The sequence below is a fragment of the Janthinobacterium sp. genome, from assembly GCF_031995485.1.
Lineage (GTDB): Bacteria > Pseudomonadota > Gammaproteobacteria > Burkholderiales > Burkholderiaceae_D > Janthinobacterium.
Genome location: NZ_DAMAGB010000072.1, coordinates 1 through 20,392, shown reverse-complemented (window position 1 = coordinate 20,392; position 20,392 = coordinate 1). Strand labels below are relative to the sequence as shown.

Annotated in this window: 13 protein-coding genes and 1 pseudogene; 6 read left to right on the top strand and 8 right to left on the bottom strand. The window is 64.8% G+C overall.

The features are described from left to right. A pseudogene (locus RTQ46_RS26080) lies at positions 1-2,244 on the bottom strand (hypothetical protein); the annotation flags it as partial. Then, a complete protein-coding gene (locus tag RTQ46_RS26075) occupies positions 2,244-4,310 on the bottom strand; it encodes an autotransporter assembly complex family protein (protein ID WP_312440513.1) in 2,067 nt (688 codons plus the stop codon). The pseudogene RTQ46_RS26080 and the gene RTQ46_RS26075, both read right to left, overlap by 1 nt. Positions 4,311-4,460: 150 nt before the next feature. Here RTQ46_RS26075 and queC point away from each other — a divergent pair, with 150 nt between their 5' ends. From queC to RTQ46_RS26060, 3 genes are all read left to right on the top strand, one after another. Continuing rightward, complete coding sequence (queC, locus tag RTQ46_RS26070; RefSeq protein ID WP_312440512.1) at positions 4,461-5,174, top strand: 7-cyano-7-deazaguanine synthase QueC; 714 nt, start codon at positions 4,461-4,463, stop codon at positions 5,172-5,174. 74 nt (positions 5,175-5,248) lie between these two features. Continuing rightward, positions 5,249-5,644, top strand: coding sequence for a hypothetical protein (locus tag RTQ46_RS26065; RefSeq protein ID WP_312440511.1), 396 nt, complete (start codon positions 5,249-5,251; stop codon positions 5,642-5,644). A 190-nt stretch (positions 5,645-5,834) separates the two neighbouring features. Then, complete coding sequence (locus RTQ46_RS26060; RefSeq protein ID WP_312440510.1) at positions 5,835-8,816, top strand: diguanylate cyclase; 2,982 nt, start codon at positions 5,835-5,837, stop codon at positions 8,814-8,816. Between the two features lie 12 nt (positions 8,817-8,828). Here the strand turns inward: RTQ46_RS26060 and RTQ46_RS26055 are convergent, their stop codons facing one another. Then, entirely contained in the window at positions 8,829-9,212 is a 384-nt protein-coding gene (locus RTQ46_RS26055; RefSeq protein ID WP_312440509.1) for a hypothetical protein, read from the bottom strand. A 209-nt stretch (positions 9,213-9,421) separates the two neighbouring features. On the opposite strand from RTQ46_RS26055, the gene RTQ46_RS26050 reads away from it, so the two are divergent. Together RTQ46_RS26050 and RTQ46_RS26045 are read left to right on the top strand one after the other, a co-directional pair. Then, positions 9,422-9,658 carry a hypothetical protein gene (locus RTQ46_RS26050; protein WP_312440508.1) on the top strand — a complete coding sequence of 79 codons (237 nt, stop codon included), beginning with the start codon at positions 9,422-9,424 and terminating at the stop codon, positions 9,656-9,658. A 121-nt stretch (positions 9,659-9,779) separates the two neighbouring features. After that, positions 9,780-10,289 (top strand): hypothetical protein, encoded by a 510-nt coding sequence (locus RTQ46_RS26045; RefSeq protein WP_312440507.1) that lies wholly within the window; start codon positions 9,780-9,782, stop codon positions 10,287-10,289. 129 nt (positions 10,290-10,418) lie between these two features. Here the strand turns inward: RTQ46_RS26045 and RTQ46_RS26040 are convergent, their stop codons facing one another. From RTQ46_RS26040 to RTQ46_RS26020, 5 genes are all read right to left on the bottom strand, one after another. Further along, a complete protein-coding gene (locus RTQ46_RS26040; protein ID WP_312440506.1) occupies positions 10,419-13,556 on the bottom strand; it encodes a CusA/CzcA family heavy metal efflux RND transporter in 3,138 nt (1,045 codons plus the stop codon). A 24-nt stretch (positions 13,557-13,580) separates the two neighbouring features. Further along, positions 13,581-14,774, bottom strand: a complete 1,194-nt coding sequence (locus tag RTQ46_RS26035; RefSeq protein WP_312440505.1) for an efflux RND transporter periplasmic adaptor subunit — start codon at positions 14,772-14,774, stop codon at positions 13,581-13,583. 11 nt (positions 14,775-14,785) lie between these two features. Then, the gene (locus tag RTQ46_RS26030) at positions 14,786-16,003 is read right to left on the bottom strand and encodes a TolC family protein (protein WP_312440503.1); all 1,218 of its coding nucleotides are present in this window, start codon (positions 16,001-16,003) and stop codon (positions 14,786-14,788) included. A 101-nt stretch (positions 16,004-16,104) separates the two neighbouring features. After that, positions 16,105-16,470 (bottom strand): cation efflux protein, CzcI family, encoded by a 366-nt coding sequence (czcI, locus tag RTQ46_RS26025; RefSeq protein WP_312440502.1) that lies wholly within the window; start codon positions 16,468-16,470, stop codon positions 16,105-16,107. 22 nt (positions 16,471-16,492) lie between these two features. Beyond that, complete coding sequence (locus RTQ46_RS26020; protein WP_312440501.1) at positions 16,493-18,040, bottom strand: C13 family peptidase; 1,548 nt, start codon at positions 18,038-18,040, stop codon at positions 16,493-16,495. 142 nt (positions 18,041-18,182) lie between these two features. On the opposite strand from RTQ46_RS26020, the gene RTQ46_RS26015 reads away from it, so the two are divergent. After that, positions 18,183-20,126 (top strand): GAF domain-containing sensor histidine kinase, encoded by a 1,944-nt coding sequence (locus RTQ46_RS26015; RefSeq protein ID WP_312440500.1) that lies wholly within the window; start codon positions 18,183-18,185, stop codon positions 20,124-20,126. The last annotated feature ends 266 nt before the right edge of the window (positions 20,127-20,392 follow it).

Genomic DNA, 20,392 nt, shown 5'->3' with positions numbered 1-20,392 from the left:
ATGCAGCACGCCGGCAAATTGCGGTCCCAGGGTATTGAGCTGCGGCGCGTCGAGTTTCCAGTTCAGCTTGTCGTTCGCACCGCCCAGCGCGCCCTTGGCGACCAGGCTGTTGGGGCCCAGGCGCAGTTCCACATCGGCATTGTCGACGCGCTTAGCCGTCGCCGTCAGCTTGGCGTAGCCGGCCAGCGGGGCGTTCTGCAAGGTCGATTCGCGCAGCGCCAGCGTCAAGGCCAGGCGCCAGTCGGCGCTCAGGTTGCCGCTGCCGTTGAAGTCGGCATTGATATTGCCAACTGGCAGGTCGCCAAACGCGGCGGGATTGACCTTTTGCAAGGTGCCGGCCATTTTCACTTCCGGCGCCTGTTTGGGACCGGTCAGGCCCACATCGCCGCTGGCGTGGATCACGCTGTCGGGGGCAGGGCGCTTGGAGCCGGACAGGCCCAGGCCTTTCGCGTCGGCCACAAAAGTCGTGCGCGGTTCTTTCATGGTGCCTTGCACCACGCCGCTGGCCAGTACCGCGCCGACCAGGTTGCCCTGCACGGCGGACAGTTGCCGTGCATCGACATTCCAGTTCAGCTTTTCGCCGGCGCCGCCAAAGTTGCCTTTGGCCGCGATGGTGTTCTTGCCCAATGCCAGCTGCACGTCGATGCCGCTGAAGTGGGCGGCGTCGGCCGTCAGCTTGCCCTTGCCGGACAAGGGCTGGTCGAGCAGCTTGCTGGGGCGTACCGTAAAGTCGGCATTGGCCAGCCACTGCGGCGCCACGTGGCCATGCGCGCGCACGTCGAGGTTCAGGTCGGCCACGGGAAACGCGCCGAAATCGGCCGGGTTCAGGCGGCTGGTGCTGGCGACGGCCTTGAACGGCTGGTCATCCTTGAGGCTGATCTGGCCGCTGGCGTTGATGCTGCTCTTGCCCGCTTGTAAAGTTGCTTTGCTGAGGTTCACCAGCGAATCGGCCAGGGTCGCTTCCAGGTCCAGGCGCAGCCTGGCTTCGCCCAGTTTGGCGCGCACGGTCTGCGTCTTGCCGTCGCTGTCGAGCGTGATGTCGCCGGCGATGCTGGTGCTGTTGATGCTGCTGTAGATCTGCTGCAGGTCGATTTTGTCGGTATGCAGCGCCACTTTCGCCTGGCCGATGCCGGCGTCGGGCGCATCGCGGTCCACCTTGCCGCTACCGGTAAATTTGCCGGCCTTGCCGAAGTCGATGATGGCGGACTCCAGCGTGGTAGCCGTCAGCGTGCCGCCCAGGCGCGCGTCGAACTGGCGCAGCGGCAGCTTTTGCTGGTCCAGCGGACCGGGCGCGGCGCTGTTGATAATGGCCAGCTTGCCCGACACACTCTGGTTGGCGCCGATGGCCGCATCGAGGTCCAGGCTCAGGTCGGCCTGCGGCAGGGTCGCATCGAACTTGCCGGGATTGATATTGCGGCCCTTGACGTTGGCCGAGCGCAGGATGATGACCGGGTCGAACGGCGCCAGCGCCAGTTGCGCGTCGGCCGTGGCGGGGCCGGCGCTGCCCTTGGCAGTGATATTGAGCACGTTCAGGTCGCCGCCCAGCTGCAGGTTCAGCGCGGCCGGCTTTTCGCCGGCGGGCGCCACCGCCTGGGTCAGGCTGGCGGTGCCCTTGAGCTTGAACGGTTTTGTTGCCGCGATGGTGGCGTCGGCCTTTGCCAGGCCGAATGGCGTCACGCCCGACGCTTCCTTGAGCTGCCATTCGGTCTTGTCGCCGGACAGGGCAAAGCGGATTTTTTCAAACACGGTATTGCCGGTCTCGCCGATCAGCGTGACCTTGTCGATGCGCGCTTCGCTGATGCCGATTTTAAAGGGCGAAGCCAGGCTGTCGGGCATGGTCGACGGTTCGTCGGACTTGGCCAGCGTCTGTACACTGAGACTGGCCACATGCAGCTCGGAAATCGCGATGCCTTCCGAGAAATACTGGAACGGCGACCAGTTGATGTCGATATTGTCGGCCGTGATGTGCTGCGTCTTGTTGCGGTAGCTGACATGGCCCAGGTGCATGCGGTCGTACAGCGAACCGGTCACGCCGGTCACTTCGATTTCGCCGCCGCTGGCGCTGGCCACTTTCTGCACCAGCAGCTGCAGGGTCGATTCGCGCCCCAGGAACCAGAAGGCGCCGCCCAGCAGCACCGCCAGACTGATGACACCGATCAGCAGATAGCGCGGCCAGCGCCTTTTTTTGGCCGCTGGCGGTGGCGGTGGCGCGGCGGAGGAGGACTCGTTGGTAAGATCGGACATCAGAAAGTGAATCCCAGAGAAAAGTGCAAACGGAAAGCGTGGACGGCGTGGCCATATGCCACGTCGACATTGATGGGGCCGACGGGGCTCTTGTAGCGCCCGCCCAGGCCATAGCCGGATTTCAGTTCCAGCGCATCCTTGAAGCTGTCGGCGGAATTGCCGGCGTCATAGAAAGCGGCAATCGCCCATTTCGGCTTGAACCAGTATTGATATTCGGCGCTGGCAGTGGCCAGGTAGCGCCCGCCGACGGTGGCGTCGCCTTCCTTCACGCCCAGCTCCTGGTAGGCGTAGCCGCGCACGGACTGGTCGCCACCGGCGCGGAACAGATAGACGGCCGGCACGCCCTTTTTCTCTTTCGAACCCAGCGCGCCCATTTCGCCGCGCACGATCAGCTCGCCTTTTTCGCCCAGCGGCTTGTAGTACACGCCCTTGCCGGACACGCGCACGAAGCGCTCGTCGGTCAAGACCGGCAGCAGCGCGCCGCCCACTTGCGCATTGATCACATAGCCCTTGGTGGGAAACAGCAGGCTGTCGAGGCTGCGCTTGGTGATCGCATAGGTCAGCGGCAAGCTCTTGCTGCGCGTCTGTTCCAGTCCCACCACGGTTTTGTCTTCGCTGAGGAATTCGAAGGTCAGGCTGCGCTCGAGGTTGGTGCCGCCCCAGTTACGCTTGGCGGCAATCGTCGACACGGCCGTGATTTCGTTGGAAATATCGCTGCGCTCGAACGAGGCGCCGATGCTGTCGTTGTAGCCGCGCTCGGTGGTCGGGAAATAGAAATTGGTGTGCGCCGCCTGTTTCTTGGTTTCCATCGTGATGGCGCTCTTGAAGCGCGTACCCCAGACATTCAGGTTGTCATAGTTGAGCTGGGCGCGATTACCCGTATTGGTACTGAAACCGATACCGGCGCTGACGTTCTGCTGCTTGTTTTCCGTCACGCGCACCACCAGCGGCAGCTGCGGCGCGGGGCCACGGTTGCGCTGGGCGGTCTCCACGGCTTCGCCTTCCTGCACCGCCTGGCCCGCCTCGATCTGTTCGCCCAGGATGGTGCTCATGTCGGCACTCACTTCCACGCTGGCAAAGTAGCCGGTGTCCTGCAGGCGCGCCTGGTACAGCTGCAGCGCCGATTCGCTGTAGTAGTCGCCGGGATTGATCTTGTTCAGGTTGCGGATGATGCTGGGGTCGTAGCGCTTGAGGCCTTCGATGCGCAGTTCGCCGAAGCGCAGCTCGGGGCCGCTGCTGAGGATCACCAGCAAGGACGCCTTGTGGGTTTCCGGATCGACCACGGCCTGCGTGTCGACCAGCTGGGCGCGCGGGTAGCGCGTCTGCACCACTTCGCGCAGCAGCGCGCGCTTGGCCGATTCCCATTCCGCCTGGCGGAAGATGGCGCCCGTCTTCAGGGGCCAGCTGCGTTTCAGGCCTTCCGTATCGTACGGCTCGCTGGCCGCCAGCGGCGGCGTGGCATCGAAGCCGCGCAATTCCAGCTCGACCTTGTCGACGGTGACCGGCGGACCCGGTTCCACGTCGACGATTACCACAGGGCGGCTGCCGCCGGTATCGACGCGCACGGTCACTTCCGGCGTATAGAAGCCGGCCGTGGCCACCAGGGTTTTGACTTGTTCGGGCGCATCGCGCACCAGGCGCTGCAACTGCTCGCGGTCCATGCGCGGATTGCCGCGGAAGCGTTCCAGGTCGAGGTTTTTTTCCAGCAGCTCGTCCAGGTCGCCGGGGGCATTGACGCGCACGTCGTATTGCAGCGCTGGCGCGACCGGGGTGGACTCGGCCGCCGGTGTTTCCATTACTGGCTCGGTGGGCTCGAGCGGCGCCGCGACGATGGGCTCTTCCGCATCGGGCGCGGCTGGCTCAGGCACGCTGACCGGGACCGGGACCGGGACCGGGACCGGAGACTGCTCCTGCGCGTGCGCATGGGCCATGGGAAACGCCAGCATGGCGCTGCCGGCTGCGGCCAATGTCAGTTGTCCCATCACTTTTGTCACCAGTTGTGCCAAAATTCGTGGTCGTATCGCCTTGCCGGTGGCTGTCAGCCGTATGGGACGTGCAGAAAACATGATGCTCCAGAGAAGTGTATGGCGACTAAATGCCGACTGTATGGTAACGGATTAGGTAAATTGATGGCGTACGAATAAGACTATTTTGCCCGGAGTATTGTGCGCCTTGCGCAGCTTAGGCAAGCTTGTAATCAATTAAGAAAGAATATTATGTTAGCAACTGATACCGCACTGGTACTGTTTAGCGGTGGGCAAGATTCCACCACCTGCCTGGCCTGGGCCCTGGAGCACTATAGCCGCGTGGAAACCATCGGCTTTGATTATGGCCAGCGCCATGCGATCGAGCTGACGGTGCGCCCGGGCCTGCTGGCGAAAATGCGCGAACACGCGCCCGAGTGGAGTGCGCGCCTGGGCGAAGATCACATGATCGACCTGTCATTGATTTCCGCCATTTCCGACACGGCCATGACGCAGGACGTGGAAATCGTGATGCAGGAAAATGGCCTGCCGAACACCTTCGTGCCGGGACGCAACCTGCTGTTCATGACGGTGGCCGCCACCGTGGCGTATCGGCGCGGCCTGACGGTGCTGGTAGGCGGCATGTGCGAGACGGATTTTTCCGGCTACCCGGATTGCCGCGACGACACCATGAAGGCGCTGCAAGTGGCGCTGAACCTGGGCATGGCGACGCGATTGAAACTGGAAACGCCGCTGATGTGGCTGGACAAGGCGCAAAGCTGGGACCTGGCGGAAAAGCTCGGCGGCCAGAGTCTGGTCGACCTGATCCGCAGCGACACGCACACCTGCTATCTGGGCGAACGGGGCCAGCTGCATGACTGGGGCTATGGCTGCGGCACCTGCCCGGCCTGCGCGCTGCGCGCCAATGGCTACAAGCAATACGTGGCGAGCAAGCAACTGAAATAAGTTGCGCCGTTTGTTCAAGCGGCCAGACGCTCCCACGCGCCATGCTGTGGTTTGTGCCACAGGAGCGTCTGCCCATGAAATCTGTTGTTTCCCTGTTATACGGCCCCGTGCTCTGGACCGGTGCGATCGGGCTTGCCGCCTGGCTGGTCGGCTATCGCCATGCCAGCCTGTGGATCTTGCCGCCCTTGCTGCTGCTGGCGCTGGGCGATAAACAGCCATTCCAGTTGGCTCAGCGACAGGTGGACCGCTTCGGCCACGGCGTCCGCGCGGACCTTGCCCGAAAGCAGCACATCCACCTCGTCCAGCGCCCGCTGCACGCGCGCATCGAGCGGGCTGGCGCGGGCCTGCGTCTGCGGTGCCCTGGCAATGCTTTGCGCACGCCGAGCTGGCAGCTTGCGCCAGCGCCGCCGCGCTCAGGCGCCATAGTTGGCGTAGACCGTCAGCACGGGCGACGGCGCAGCCAGGCGTGAAGAGGATGATGCCGGGGAAAAGGCGTTTGCCGGAATTTGTGGTCGTTTTGATACAAGTCTCCGTTTGCAAGCCTGGCCGCTGTAACGTACTATCGTTGTTATCCTCTACTGATAGTAGCTGTACAGCGCACCAGGAAACAGCGCCGGCAGGCTTGCGGTGGCCGGATCCGATCAGCCGCTGCAACCAGCCATGGACAAACGCATGTCGCCGTTGTCGTTCTTGAAGTCGAACCCTGGCCGCATCGGGCCGCGCCTGTTTGCGGCGCTGATGCTGCTGCTGGGCCTGGGACTGACCTATGGCGCCTGGCGCAATGCCAGCGACGCCAGCGAGCAGCAGGTGCGCGCCGATTTCGATTTTCGCGTGCGCGAGCTGATCGGCAGCATCAGCAGCCGCATGCGCACTTGTACCGAAGTGCTGCATGGCGTGCAGGGCCTGTATGCCAGCTCGATGGAGGTCACGCGCGAAGAATTCCATGCCTACCTGGCGGTGCAGGAGATCGCGCGCCACTTTCCCGGCATTCAGGGCATCGGTTATCTGCCGCTGCTGCCGGGCGGCGGACGCGCACCGATCACCTATCTGGAACCGGTCAACGAGCAGAACAGGCGCGTCATGGGCCGCGACCTGCTGGCCGAGCCGGTGCGCCGCGCGGCCCTGGAACAGGCGCGCGACACGGGCCAGGCGGCCATGACGGGCAAGATCGGGCTGCTGCAGGATGGCGCCAATGGCAGCAATGGCAGCAATGGCGGCAAGGTGGATGGGTTTTTGCTGGTCATGCCGATCTATGACAATACCCTGGCGCACGCCAGCGTGCCGCAGCGCCGCGCCGCCCTGCGCGCGTGGGTGTACGCGGCGTTTCGCATGCATGAGCTGATGCAGGGCGTGGGCGGCGAGTCGTCGCGTCTGCTCGACCTGGAAATCTACGATGGCCAGCAGCTGGGCGAGGAGGCGTTACTGCACGACAGCCAGCCCGGCGTGCAGCCCGCATCGAGCGATCTGTCTGCAACGCAGCCGGTTACCATCGCCGGCCATGTCTGGACCGTACGGGTGCGGGCGCTGCCCGGTTTTGACGGCGACCTGCTGGCGCGCCCGCGCGTCGTCGCCTGGACCGGCGTGCTGGCCAGCCTGGCGCTGGCGCTGGCCACCTGGCTGCTGGCGGCCAGCCGCCACCAGGCCCAGCGCTCGGCCACGCGCGCCGGCGAGCTGGCGGCCCAGCTGGAGCAGGGCCAGTCCAGCGTGCTGGCGATGGCCGAGGCGGCCCAGCGCAGCCAGGCGATGCTGCGCAATATCCTCGATTCCACCATCGACGGCATTCTGGTCGACAACGGCGGCGGCCGCATCTTCACCTCGAACCGGCGCTTTCGCGAGCTGTGGCAAGTGCCTGATGCGCTCGACTGGCAGGCCGACGGCGCGGCGCTGGTATTGCATGTGCAAGGCCAGCTGGAACAGGCGGCGCCGTTTCTCGAGGCGCGCCGCCATGCGCCCACCGGCCACCGCGAACTGCGTCATGTGCTGCACCTGCGCGATGGCCGGGTGATCGAACAATATATCCGCAGCATGCAGCTCGGCAATGAGCAGGCCAGGCTGTGGACGTTTCGCGATATCAGCGAGCGCAGCCTGGCCGAGCGGCGCGAAACGGCGCGGCGCCAGGTGCTGGAAATGCTGGCCATCGGTGCGCCGCTGGAACGCGTGCTGGAAAGCGTGGTGCTGGGGGTGCAGGCCGACCATCCGGCCATGCTGTGCAGCATTTTGTTGCTCGACGCCAGCCGTCACCGGCTGGTGCTGGCCACCGCGCCGTCGCTGCCGGCGTTTTTCAACCTGTCCAGCCACGGTCATGGCCTCGACGTGCTGCGCGGCGTGCACGGGATTGCCGCCATGGCCGTGCGCAGCGGCCAGCGCATCAGCGTGCCGGACCTGCGCGCAGCGGAAAAAACGCCGGGCGAGATGGCATTGGCGGCGCAGGCCGGGCTACAAGCGTGCTGGGCTGAACCGGTGCGCGGCGGCTCGGGCAAGCTGCTGGGCGTGCTGATGGCGTATCACCGCCATCCGCTGGCGCCGGGCGCCTCGCACCTGGCCCGTCTGGCCGAGGCGGCGCACCTGGCCGGCATGGCGATCGAGCAGGCCCAGGTGGCGCTGGCGCTGCGCGCCGGCGAAGCGCGTTTTCGCAGCCTGTACGACCACGCACCGGTGGCCCTGTGGGAACAGGACTGGTCGCTGGTACGCGATGCGCTCGATGAACTGGTACACAACGGGGCCGGCGAGCTGGCGCCGTATCTGTCCGGCCATCCCGCGGAACTGCGGCGGCTGGCCGGCCTGGTGCGCATCATCGACGCCAATGGCGCAGCGCTGGCGCAGGTGCGGGCCAACCAGGACGACCAGCGCCATGGCCGGCTGAGCCTGGCGCAAAACTTCGACGAGGAGTCCTTGCCAGGTTTTGGCGCGGCCCTGCTGGCGCTGGCCGGCGGCGCGCACTTGTACGAATGCGAGGGCAGCTTCCTGCGGCTCGATGGCGCCGTGCGGCAAAACGAGCTGAGCCTGCTGGTGATGCCCGGTCACGCCGACAGCCTGGACTTCGTGATGGTGTCGTCGCTCGATATCACCGAGCGCAAGCGCATGAATGCCGAATTGCTGCGCCTGGCCACCACCGACTTCCTGACGGCGCTGCCGAACCGCCGCCACTTCATGACGGCGCTGGAAAATGAACATGCCCGGCTGCAGCGCGAACTGTCCAGCGTGGCCACGGTGGTGATGCTCGATATCGACCATTTCAAGCGCGTCAACGATGAGCATGGCCATGCGGCCGGCGACATCGTGCTGCGCCACCTGGGGGCGCTGATGTGCCAGGCGCTGCGCAAGGTCGATGTGCCGGGGCGGGTAGGGGGCGAGGAGTTTGCCATTTTGCTGCCCGGTACCGACATGGCATCGTCAGCCGTGTTTGCCGAGCGGCTGCGCAGCCGGGTGGCCGACAGTTCCGTCAGCATCGACGGCGGCGCGCTGCTGTTCATTACCGTCAGCATCGGCATGGCGGCCATGACGGGTACCGATGCCGGTTGCGACGCCGTGCTGGCGCGCGCCGATGAAGCGCTGTACCGCGCCAAGCGGGGCGGACGCAACCGGGTGGAACAGCATGACGGTGGCCCGGGCGGGGTGCTGAGCCAGTTCATGCAGCGTTGATCGACTGCCGTTTCAGATGCCCTGTTCGCGGGCGCGCTGCCTGCGGTTGCGGCCCACCAGCAGCCAGGCAAACGCGGCGAGGATCAGCAACGGCAGCAGCACCGGCGAGCTGAGCGCAAGCAACACTACCACCACCACGCCGCAGGCTATCGCCAGGCCGGCCACCACGAACACGCCGACGCCGGCGATCACCATGCCGGCCACCACGGCCGCGCACACCAGCGCGGCCAGCGCGATCAGCAGGCCGCCGCCGGCAAACGCCATGCCGAACAGCCATTCGAGCGGGCCATCGACCTCATCGCCGTTGAACTGCATGTGCAGGTCGCTGCCGCCGATCTTGTCGAGGAACAGGCAGGCGAGCATGAAGACAAGGGCGAAGGTGAGTATTTTTTTCATGGCGGGCCTCTGAAAGATGGGTTGTGAAAGAAGATGTTGCTACTGTAGCGGCACACCGCGGCGCTGGCGAGGCGCGCGCGACAGGCGGTCGTTTTCGCGGTATGGAAGGTCGGCGAGCATCGAAACTGGTAGTGTCAAACAAGATTTCTTTTCTTGTAATACGCGCAGCGCGACCTATACTGAACACTCACATTTGCAAGGAGGGCACCATGCTTGTGACTGCAGCGAACGGGGCTCAATCGCTATCCTCGCACCATCATCGAATCACGCGCCAGCGTAGCGCCGTCAAGTCCTGCGCCGAACCGGTCGGTGCGCCATCGGCGATTCCGCCGATCATCATCAATCCCTACAATTACCGCGTGCCATTGCCGGCCATCGACCCGCGCTGGACGCCGCCGGGGCCGCCACTGACGTGGCCGGCACGGCCCGCCATGTCGATGTGTTGATAGAAGGAAAGTAAGGCGGAAGAAGGTCAGGCTGGCGTGGTGTTCGCCGTGTGCCAAATGCCGCACGGGCAGGCGATTTCGTCTATCATGCTAGCCCCGACCTTCCATTACGAGCACCGCCATGAGTACCGATTTTCCCGAGTTTTCCGACGACGACAGTGAACACGACAGCGACGCCCCGATCCAGGAACCGCGCCTGTGGACAGGCAACGGCTGGACCGCGCGCGTGATCAAGAACGAGGAAGACGAAGGCTGGGCCGTGGCCATGATCAAGGATGGCGAACCGGAGCCGGCGCTGGTCGGCCCGTGGACCATGGGCCGCGACAAGAAAAACCCCAAGCCGCTCGACGTCAACGCTTTCAATACTTTGGTGAAAACAGCCTCGGAAGTGCTGCGCCGCCATGAACAGCAGTTGCACGCGCAGCTGCACAAGAGCCTGTACGTGGCCACCGACGACGGCCAGGTCAAGGTCATGTTCGACATCGTGCCCGACGAAGAACACCCGTACGCGGAATTGAGCGCCTACGATGCCGACGGCGAACAGATCGCCAAGGTGCGCGCTTCGGCCGCGTTCAAGTTCAATGCGACCTCGGCAGCCAATTGGATCGAGGGCGGGTACCGCAAGCCGTAAATCATTTACGTCACAACGTTAATAACCGTAGGTCGGATTAGGCCGCAGGCCGTAATCCGACAACATTGTTGGCTCCAAAATGCACCGCCAACAATGTTGTCGGGTTACGCGCTGGCGCGCTAACCCGACCTACATGGTTTCCTTCTTCCGGTACACCAGGCTATACAGCAACGGCAACACCAGCAAGGTCAATGCCGTCGAAGACAGGATGCCGCCGATTACCACGGTGGCCAGCGGGCGCTGCACTTCGGCGCCGGTACCGGTGGCGATCGCCATCGGCACGAAACCCAGCGAGGCCACCAGCGCCGTCATCAGCACCGGCCGCAAGCGCGAGAGGGCGCCGTCGCGGATGGCTTGCTGCAATTCCATGCCCTGTTCGCGCAGCTGGCGGATAAATGCAATCATCACCAGTCCGTTCAATACCGCCACGCCGGACAGCGCGATAAAGCCGACCGCCGCCGAGATCGACAGCGGAATATCGCGCAGCCACAGCGCCAGGATGCCGCCCGTCAGCGCAAACGGGATGCCGCTGAACACCAGCAGGCCGTCTTTCGCATTGCCGAACATGGCAAACAGCAGCAACAGGACGAGCCCCAGCGCCAGCGGCACCACCAGTTCCAGCCGCTCGGTGGCCGACTGCAGCTGCTCGAACTGGCCGCCCCAGCTGGTCCAGTAGCCGGCCGGGATTTTTACCTGGGCCTGCAGCTGCGCGGTGGCGTCCGCCACGAACGAGCCCATGTCGCGCCCGCGCACATTGGCGCTGATGACGATGCGGCGCTTGCCGTCTTCGCGGCTGATCTGGTTCGGCCCCGGCGCCAGCTGCAGGCTGGCCACTTCGCCGAGCGGAATAAAGCGCGCCCGGCTTTCGCTGGCCGCGCCCTGCGGCAAAGCCAGCGGCAGGCGTTTCAGTTGCTCCAGGTCGCTGCGCAGGCTGTCGGGCAGGCGCACCACGATATCGAAGCGGCGGTCGCCCTGGAACAGCGTGCCGGCCTGCTGGCCGCCGATGGCGGTTGAGATCGCTGACTGCACGTCGGCAATATTGAGGCCATAGCGGGCCGCCTGTTCGCGGTCGATCTGCACCGTCAGCATCGGCAGGCCGCTGGTCTGCTCGACCTTCACTTCGGCCGCACCGTCGATCTTGCCCAGCACGGCGGCAATCTTCGCCGCCGTGGCGTCCAGCACCGCCATGTCGTCGCCAAACAGTTTCACGGCCACATCGCTGCGCACGCCGGAAATCAGTTCGTTGAAGCGCAGCTGGATCGGCTGCGAAAACTCGTAGGCGTTGCCGGGCAGGCTGTTGGCCGTCGCTTCGATTGCGGCCAGCAGGGTCTCGCGCGGCTTTGCCGGCTGCGGCCACTGCGCGCGCGGCTTGAGCATGATGTAGCCATCCGAAATATTCGGCGGCATCGGGTCCGAGGCGATCTCGGCCGTTCCCGTGCGGGCAAACACGCGTTCGATTTCCTGGTGATTCGCCATCAGCTTGACTTCCAGCTGCTGCTGCATCGCCAGCGACTGCGTCAGGCTGGTGCCGGGAATGCGCAGTGCCTGGATCGCGATATCGCCCTCGTTCAGGCTGGGCACGAACTCGCTGCCCATGCGCGTGGCCAGCAACCCTGACAGCAGCACGGCCACCGCCGCAAAGGTCAGCACCACCGGCGTGTTGCGCATCACCTTGTCGAACGCCGGCGCATACCAGCGCTTTGCGGCCAGCATCAGGCGGTTTTCCTTCTCGGCCACTTTGTCGCCGATAAACAGCGCCACCGCGGCGGGAATAAAGGTAATCGACAGCAGCATCGCGCCCAGCAGCGCAATCACCACGGTGAACGCCATCGGGGTAAACATGCGGCCCTCGACGCCCGTCAGCGCGAAGATCGGCAGGTAGACCACCATGATGATCAGCTGGCCGTACAGCAGCGGGCGGCGCGCTTCCGTTGACGCGGCAAACACTTCTTCAAAGCGCTCCTGCGGCGTCAGGCGCCGTCCCAGCGTCTGCTGGGCATGAGCCAGGCGGCGCACGCAGTTTTCCACGATCACCACGGCGCCGTCGATAATGATGCCGAAGTCCAGCGCGCCCAGGCTCATCAGGTTGGCGCTGACGTGGTACTGCACCATGCCGGTAAACGTGAACAGCATCGCCAGCGGGATCACCATCGCCGTGATCAGCGCGGCCCGTATGTTCCCCAGGAACATAAAGAGGATGGCGATCACCAGCACCGCGCCTTCCAGCAGGTTTTTCTTGACCGTATTGATGGCCTTGTCGACCAGTACCGTGCGGTCATAGACGGTGACGGCATGTACGCCCTCGGGCAGGCTGCGGTTGATCTCCAGCATTTTCCTGTCGACCGCTTGCGACACGGCGCGGCTGTTCTGCCCGATCAGCATGAACACCGTGCCCAGCACCACTTCCCGCCCGTTTTCCGTGGCCGCCCCCGTGCGCAGTTCGCGCCCGATCATCACCTCGGCGATATCGCGGATGCGGATCGCCACGCCTTCGCGGTTGGCCACCACGATATTGGCCAGGTCGGCTTCGCTGGCCACCTGGCCCGGCGCGCGTATCAGCAGCTGCTCGCCCTGGCGTTCGATATAGCCGGCGCCCACATTGGCGTTGTTGCGCTCGAGCGCCGCCACCACTTCCTGCAGGCTGATGCCATACGACGCCAGTTTTTCCGGAAACGGCGCCACCTGGTACTGCTTGGCATAACCGCCAATCGCGTTGATTTCCGTCACGCCCGCCACGTTCCTCAATTGCGGCTTGATGATCCAGTCCTGGATTTCGCGCAGGTCGGTGGGGGAGTACGGCGTGCCGTCCGGCTTTTTGGCGCCCGGTTTGGTTTCCACCGTCCACAGGTAGATTTCGCCGAGCCCCGTCGATACCGGCCCCATCTTTGGCGTAATGCCATCCGGCAGGCTTTCCTTCGCCTCCTGCAGCCGTTCGTTGATCATCTGGCGCGCGAAATAGATATCGGTGCCGTCCTTGAAGATCACGGTCACCTGCGACAGGCCGTGGCGCGACAGCGAGCGGGTTTCTTCGAGCTTCGGCAGGCCGGCCATCGCCGTTTCGATCGGGTAGGTAATGCGCTGTTCGGTTTCCAGCGGCGAATAACCGGCAGAGGCCGTATTGATTTGTACCTGCACATTGGTAATATCGGGCACGGCGTCGATCGGCAGTTGCTGGTAGCTGTAGATGCCGAAGGCGGCCATGGCGGCCACGGCCAGCATCACCAGCCAGCGCTGCGCGATGGCCAGGCGGATCAGGCGTTCAAACATGATGGTTTCCTTGTTCTCTCGTGATCAGTGCTCGTGGCCGGCGCTGGACTTGCCCAGCTCGGATTTGAGGGTAAAGCTGCCTTGCGCTGCATACGGCGTGCCGGCCGCGAGGCCGCCCGTGATCTGCGTCAGCTTGCCGTCGCTGTTGCCGACGGTCACGGGCGTGGCCTGGAAGCCGTCCTTGACCTGCACGAACACGGACGGCTTGTCTTCCACCGATTGAATGGCCGTTGTCTGCACGGTGACCGGCGCCTCGACTTCACCGGCCAGCACCTCGACGCTGACGAACAGCCCCGGGCGCCAGGCCATGTCGGGGTTGGCCAGCACCACGCGCGCCTTGGCCGTGCGCGTCTGTTCGCCAAGCAGCGCGCCCACGTAGGTGATGGTGCCATGGGCGCTGGCCTCGAACGCCGAGGCTTTTACCACCGCTTTTCCTGCCACTCGCACGGTGGCCAGGTCCTTGGCGGGCACGGCAATTTCCGCCCAGACGGTGGTCAGGTCGGAGATGACAAAAATATTGGCGTCTTCCTTGACCGCTTCGCCCAGCGCGATATGTTTTTCCAGCACCATGCCGTCGAATGGTGCGCGGATTTCATAGCGGTTCAAGGGGCCCTTGCCGGCGCTGGCCGTGCCGAGGGCGCTCAGTTTCTGCTGCGCGTTCTGCACCGCGATTTCCGCTTCGCGCCAGGCTTGCCGGGCTTGCAGATAATCGAGTTCGGCCGAGATTTTTTCCTGCCACAGCGCCTGCTCGCGCTCGTAGGTGGCGCGCGCCAGCGACAGTCGCCGCTGGGCCGACAGCAGCTCGCTGCGCTGCTCGGACAAATCCGTGCTGGCGATCACGGCCAGTACCTGTCCCTTTTTTACCAGCTGGCCCAGGTCCGCATGCACGGCTTCGACCACGCCGCCCAGACGCGGCACCACGTGCGCCGTACGGTCTTCATTGAAGCGGATTTCGCCGGGCAGGGCGACGCTGGTGGCGATGCGGCCCGGTGCGGCGGTGGCCATCACAATGCCGGCCGCCCTGGCCTGCGCGGCGGTGAGCGCCAGGTGACCTTCGACCTCTTTCACGCTTGTTTCGGCGTGGCCGTGTTCTGCTTCATCGGCATGGTCGTCTTTGGTGGAGGCGCCCGTGGCGAGGATCAGGAATGCCAGCACGATGCCGGCAACGAGAATGGCGGCAATCGCCAGCAGCTGTTTTTTGCTCAATGGGATATGCATAAAGTCTTTCTTTACGGAGTCACGGGCGCGCCCAGCAGGCGCTCGATTTCGGCGGCGGCATGGTGCGCTTCGGTCAGCGCGCGCAGGGTCTGGTTTTTGGCTTGCAGCAGGGTGCGCTGGGCGTCGAGTACATCGAGAAAGGCGAACTTGCCGAATTCAAAGCCCTTGCTGGCCGCGTCATACGCGCTTTGCGCGCCGGGCACGATCTCGCGCTGCAGGCTGTCCACGTCCAGCCTGGCGGTGGCCAGGCGTACGCTTGCCTGCGCCAGCGATGCCTGCAGCTGCACGCTGGCGGCCGCCAGCTGGTCGCCAGCCTGGTCGCTGCGGCGCAGCGCTTCGAGCCTGTTGCCGGCATTGCGGTCGAACAGCGGCAATGGCAGCGCCAGACCGATGATGGCCTGGTTGCGGCCCAGCTCCTCCGAGCGCTTCATGCCGATGCTCACCGTCACGTCGGGCGTGGCGCGCCGCTGTTCCACGACCAGCATCGCCTGCCGCTGCGCCAGGTGGCTGTGTGCTTGGCGCACGGCGGGAGACTGCGCCAGCCTTGCCTCCAGTTCGCCAGGCGAGGGCAGCGCTGGCAAGGCATCGAGGCTGCCTTCGGCCTGGGTGAAGCGCGGCGCGGTGCTGCCCCACAGGGCGGCCAGGCGCTGGCGTGCCTGGGTCAGGGTGCTGCGCGCCAGGTTCAGTTCCAGCCGCACGCTGGCCTCCGCGACCTTGGCGCGCGTCGCTTCCACCGGCGACGCCTTGCCGGCCGTCACGCGGCGCGCCGTGATGTCGCTGGCGCGCGCGGCCAGTGCCTGCGCGCTGTCGGCCAGGCGCAAGCCTTCCTGCGCGGCCAGCACATCGACAAAGGCCGTGGTCACTTGCGCGCGCGTCTCGGCCTGCTGCGCGGCCAGCCCGGCCTGTGCCAGCTCCTGGCCGCGCAGGGCGACATCGGCGCGCGCGCCGCGCTTGCCGCCCAGCTCGATCAGCTGGTTCAGCTGCACCGTGGTGCTGCGCGTGGCGCGCCGCGTGTCTTCCACCAGGGTTTGCAGTTCGGGATTCGGCAGGGCCTGCGCCTGCTTAAGGGCGCCGCCTTGCGCCGCCAGTTCATGGCGCGCGGCGGACAGGGCAGGGTTGCCTGTCCCGGCCAGTTGCAGCGCGGCGGCCAGCGTCAGGGGCGCGGCCGCTTCCTGCGCCTGTGCCGGCAAAGTAATGCTGAGCAATAAGCAATAAATAAATCGGTACATCGAATTCTCCAGGGAGTGGAAAGGGAATTCGACGGGACGCGTACGCATGCCCACGCTGCCAGCGTGGCGGGTGCGACGAAAGTGGAAAGTGTCCCGCCGGTCTAGGCGACCGGCGTCCAGTCGGGCCGTTTGGGCGCGTCCGGGATATGCGAGATGTACAGGAAGGAAGACGTATCGACGGCCAGCGAGGCGCTATCGAACACAGGCATGCTGGTGCCGGGCGGCAGCCACGCATGACCGATGCCATGGCAGACATTGCAGTCGCTGTGCGCCTTGGCCTTGGCTTTCAGATCCTTGCCGGCGTCGGCTTGTGGCGCGTCGTCGGCGCTGGCCTGGTGCTGATGACTGTGGTGGCCCAGGTGCTGGGCCGCCTTGCCTTCTTCGTGCAGGCAATAGGCGCTCGCCGCTGCCCAGGACATCTGGAGCGGAAGCACGAACAGCAGCAGGAGCAGGAAGAATTTTTTCATGGCTACGGCCATTGTACCGGACTTAACGGGGCTGGGCGCGCCAGGCTTTCAGTTGCTGGCCGATCGCCTTGCCCTGGTAAATCTGCGGCTCGGAATGCTCCTCTTCTCCTTCGCCGCTTTCCTTGAAGTCCTGCGCTTCGCGCGCGCGCACCAGCGTTTTCGCTTTCTCGAACGCTTCGGCAAAGCCGGCGCTGCCGGGCAATGCCTGCTTGAAATACGCTTCGCTGAAGTAGGTGAAGTCGGCCTGGTCGTCGCAGCCGAACGAGGTGCGGTCCCGCCGCGCGGCCGTGATGATCAGGGTATGGTCATCCTTCAGCGGATCGATAAAGCCGCCCGCATAGCAGGCGGACACGACAATGACTTTCCAGCGGATGCCGCTGTGTTTCAGCATGCCGGCCAGTTCCTGCGCTGGCAGGCTGTGCAGGTCCATGCCGTTTTGCGCCAGCGCCAGTTCATGTTCGGGCGAGCCGTGGCTGGTGAGAAACAGGAACAGCACGTCGTTGTTCCTGTCCATCTTCGCGCCCAGGGCATCGAGGCTGGCGCGGATGCTGGTGCGCGTGGCCATCGGCTGCTGCGCCACCGTGTTGCGGCTGTTGACCAGCACCATCGAACGCCCGGCCGTGCCGTAGTCGCGGTCGAACTGGCGCTGCACGAACGCCGTTTCGCGCCGGAACACTTCCTGCGCGCCATCGCCGCCGACGCCCAGGAAGTACAGATTGATCTTTTTCGCCGGGTCGTGCGGCAGCACGCCCGCCAGGGTTTTTTCCAGCAGCGCCGGCTGGTTGTACAGCGCCAGTTCGAGATTGTCGCGCGTGAGCTTGTCGAGCACCGGATCGTCCAGCTGTCCTTCGGTCCAGTTGCCGCTGTCGCTGGTGCGTCCGTCCGGTTGCGCCTGGGCATAGCGCAGCGTGCCGGCGCCGTCGAACAGGCCGTTGCGGAAGTGGCCCCTGTATTCGTCGCCTTCGCCGGTGCGCAGCACGCCTTCGCCATCGAATTTCCAGTCTTTCAGCCCGCCGGCGTAGACGATGCCGTCCGGCGTGCGTACCTGCATCGTCCCCTGCGGCTGGCCCTGTGCAAACGTGCCCTGGAAAACCATGCCGTCGCTGTCGGTCAGCACGCCGGCGCCATGTGGCTTCCAGTTGCGAAACGCGCCCACGTAGCTGGCGCCGTCCGGACCCTGGTAGCGGCCCTGTCCTTCAAAATTGCCTTTGACAAAGGTGCCCGCATAGACTTCGCCCTTGGGCGAGGTATAGCGGCCCTGGCCCTCGAAGGCACCGAGGCGAAACTGGCCCTCGTAGCGCACGCCCGACGGCTGGCGCAAGCTGCCCTGGCCGCTGAACACGCCGCGCTCGAAGCCGCCTTCATAGTAGGCGCCACTGGCGTATTCGAGCCGGCCGCGGCCCTGCATCCTGCCGTCGACCAGCGGGCCGAAGTAGCGCCCGCCATCGGCCGTCTGCGCGGCCGGCACGCGCGCCGGCGCGGCGCACAAAGGCGGCATGCCCAGCGCGGCAAACAGCAGCAGGCCGGCAAGGGTGTAGGGGCGGAAGGCGGCGCGCAAAGGTGCAGTCATGGGGGAATTGGTGCGTGGAAGAGTCGCTAGTCTGCCACTGTCCGTGCATGCTGGCAAATCCTTGCCTGTTTATCGTGCCAATGGTCAAGTGAACTGCTAACATTGATTTTTGGAACTATTTTTGCAGCAGCAAGGGAGCACTATGGAAAGTCGTCTCAGCCGCCTGGAAGCGGTACAAACGGTATTGCTGGAGATCGGCCAGCGTTCGAGCACCTGCAGCGATATCGCCGACTTCCTGCAGGCCGTACATGCGGCCCTGGGACGCATCATGTATGCGGCGAACTTTTACGTGGCCTTGAGCGACCGCGACGAAGGCACGGTGCGCTTTCCGTATTTTGTCGACGAATTCGACAGCGCGCCCGATGCCGGGCAGGTGGTGCGCCTGGCTGGCGCCGGGCAGTCGCCCACGGCGTGGGTGATCGTCAACGGCAAGCAACTGGTGATGACGGCCGGCGACGACGCCATGCATGTCGAGGGCGGCGCCTCGTGGGGCGGCGGCACGGCGGCCGAGCACTGGATCGGCTGCCCGCTGCTGGACCAGCAGCACCAGGTGCTGGGCGCCATCGTGATCCAGAGCTATGATGCCGAGCACCGCTTCAGCCTGGAAGACCAGGCCCTGTTTGCGCTGATCGCCACCCATGTGTCGAGCGCGCTGCAGGGCCTGCAAAGCATGGACCGGCTGGAAAAAGCGGTGCAGGAACGCACGGCGCTGCTGGCGCATGAGGTGGCCGAGCGGCGCCGCGCGGAAAACCTGCAGCATGCGCTGTATGAAATCGCCAACCTGTCGGCGCAGGCGGCCGACGCCAGCACCCTGTATGGGCGCCTGCACGCGATTATCAGCGAGCTGGTGACGGCAAAAAACTTCCTGATCGCACTGTACCACCCTGATACGGCAGAGATCACCATCCCGTATTTTGTCGACGAAAAAGACGCGCAGGCGCCCGTCAAGCGCTTTCACTACGGCGTGGGCATGAGCTCGTACATCCTGGCGCAGCGCCAGGCTTGTTTGCTCGACGCCGCCAGCTATGCGGCGCTGGTGGCCAGCGGCGACATGAACGAGCCGCTGGGCAATGTCGATATCGCCAGCTGGATGGGCGCGCCGATGCTGCTGGGCGACCGCGCATATGGCGTGATCATCGTGCAAAGCTATGACGCCTCGGTCGTGTATGGCCAGGCCGAACTCGATGTGCTGGCCTTTATGGCCAGCCATGTGGCGGTGGCGATCGCGCGCATGCAGGCCGACCGCGCCATGCGCCAGGCCAAGGAAACGCTGGAAGAACAGAATGCGGCCCTGAACAGCGCACTGGAAAAACTCAGGGAAGCGCAGTCGGAACTGGTGCGCCAGGAAAAGCTGGCCTCGCTGGGCCGGCTGGTGGCCGGCGTGGCGCATGAAATCAATACCCCGCTGGGCATCTGCGTGACGGCCACCAGCCACCTGGTGCAGGAGCTGAAACTGACGCGCGAAGACCTGGAAACAGGCCAGCTCGACGAAGATGGCTTGCAGGAGTTCTTCGGCATTATCGACCAGACCCTGCGCATCATGACCACCAACACCCAGCGCGCGGCAGCACTGGTGCGCAGCTTCAAGCAGGTGGCCGTCGACCAGTCGTCGGACGACATGCGCAACTTCAACCTGCGCAAGTATCTCGATGAAATTCTATTGTCGCTGCAGCCCAAGCTGAAGGGCAAGCCGATCAAGGTCGACGTCGAGTGTGCACCCGATTTGCAATTGCGCAGCTACCCGGGCGCCATTTCGCAGATCGTCACCAATATGGTGGTCAACTCGCTGGTGCACGGGTTTGCGGAAGGCGAGCCGGGCAAGATAAGGATCAGCGCCCGCAGCGACGGCGACATGCTGGCGCTGGACTATGGCGACGATGGACTGGGCATGGACAGTGCCACTTTGGGGCAGCTGTTTGATCCGTTCTTCACGACCAAGCGGGGCTCCGGCGGCAGCGGGCTGGGGGCGCATATTTTGTATAACCTGGTGACGGGGCCGCTGGGCGGGACCGTCAAGGTGGCCAGCGCGCCGGGGATGGGGTTGCATTACACAATCCGTTTTCCCCTCGAACCGAAGAGTGTTTAAAAAGCTTTGAACAGCGGGCCGGAGACGCGGGCCTGAGAAAATGCCGATGGCGGCGTTGCGGCTTCCTCGCCGTACATGCGTACTGTCTTCGTCGCCGCGCCTTGCCCTCGACATTTTTCAGGCCCGCTTGGCCCGGAGCGCCCAGGTTGAGGTCTTGGGCCTAAGCCTGGTTTGCTACTTGAAAAATTGGAGATGCCGGGTTCGCTTTGAAAACAGCGGGCCGGAGACGCGGGCCTGAGAAAATGCCGATGGCGGCGTTGCGGCTT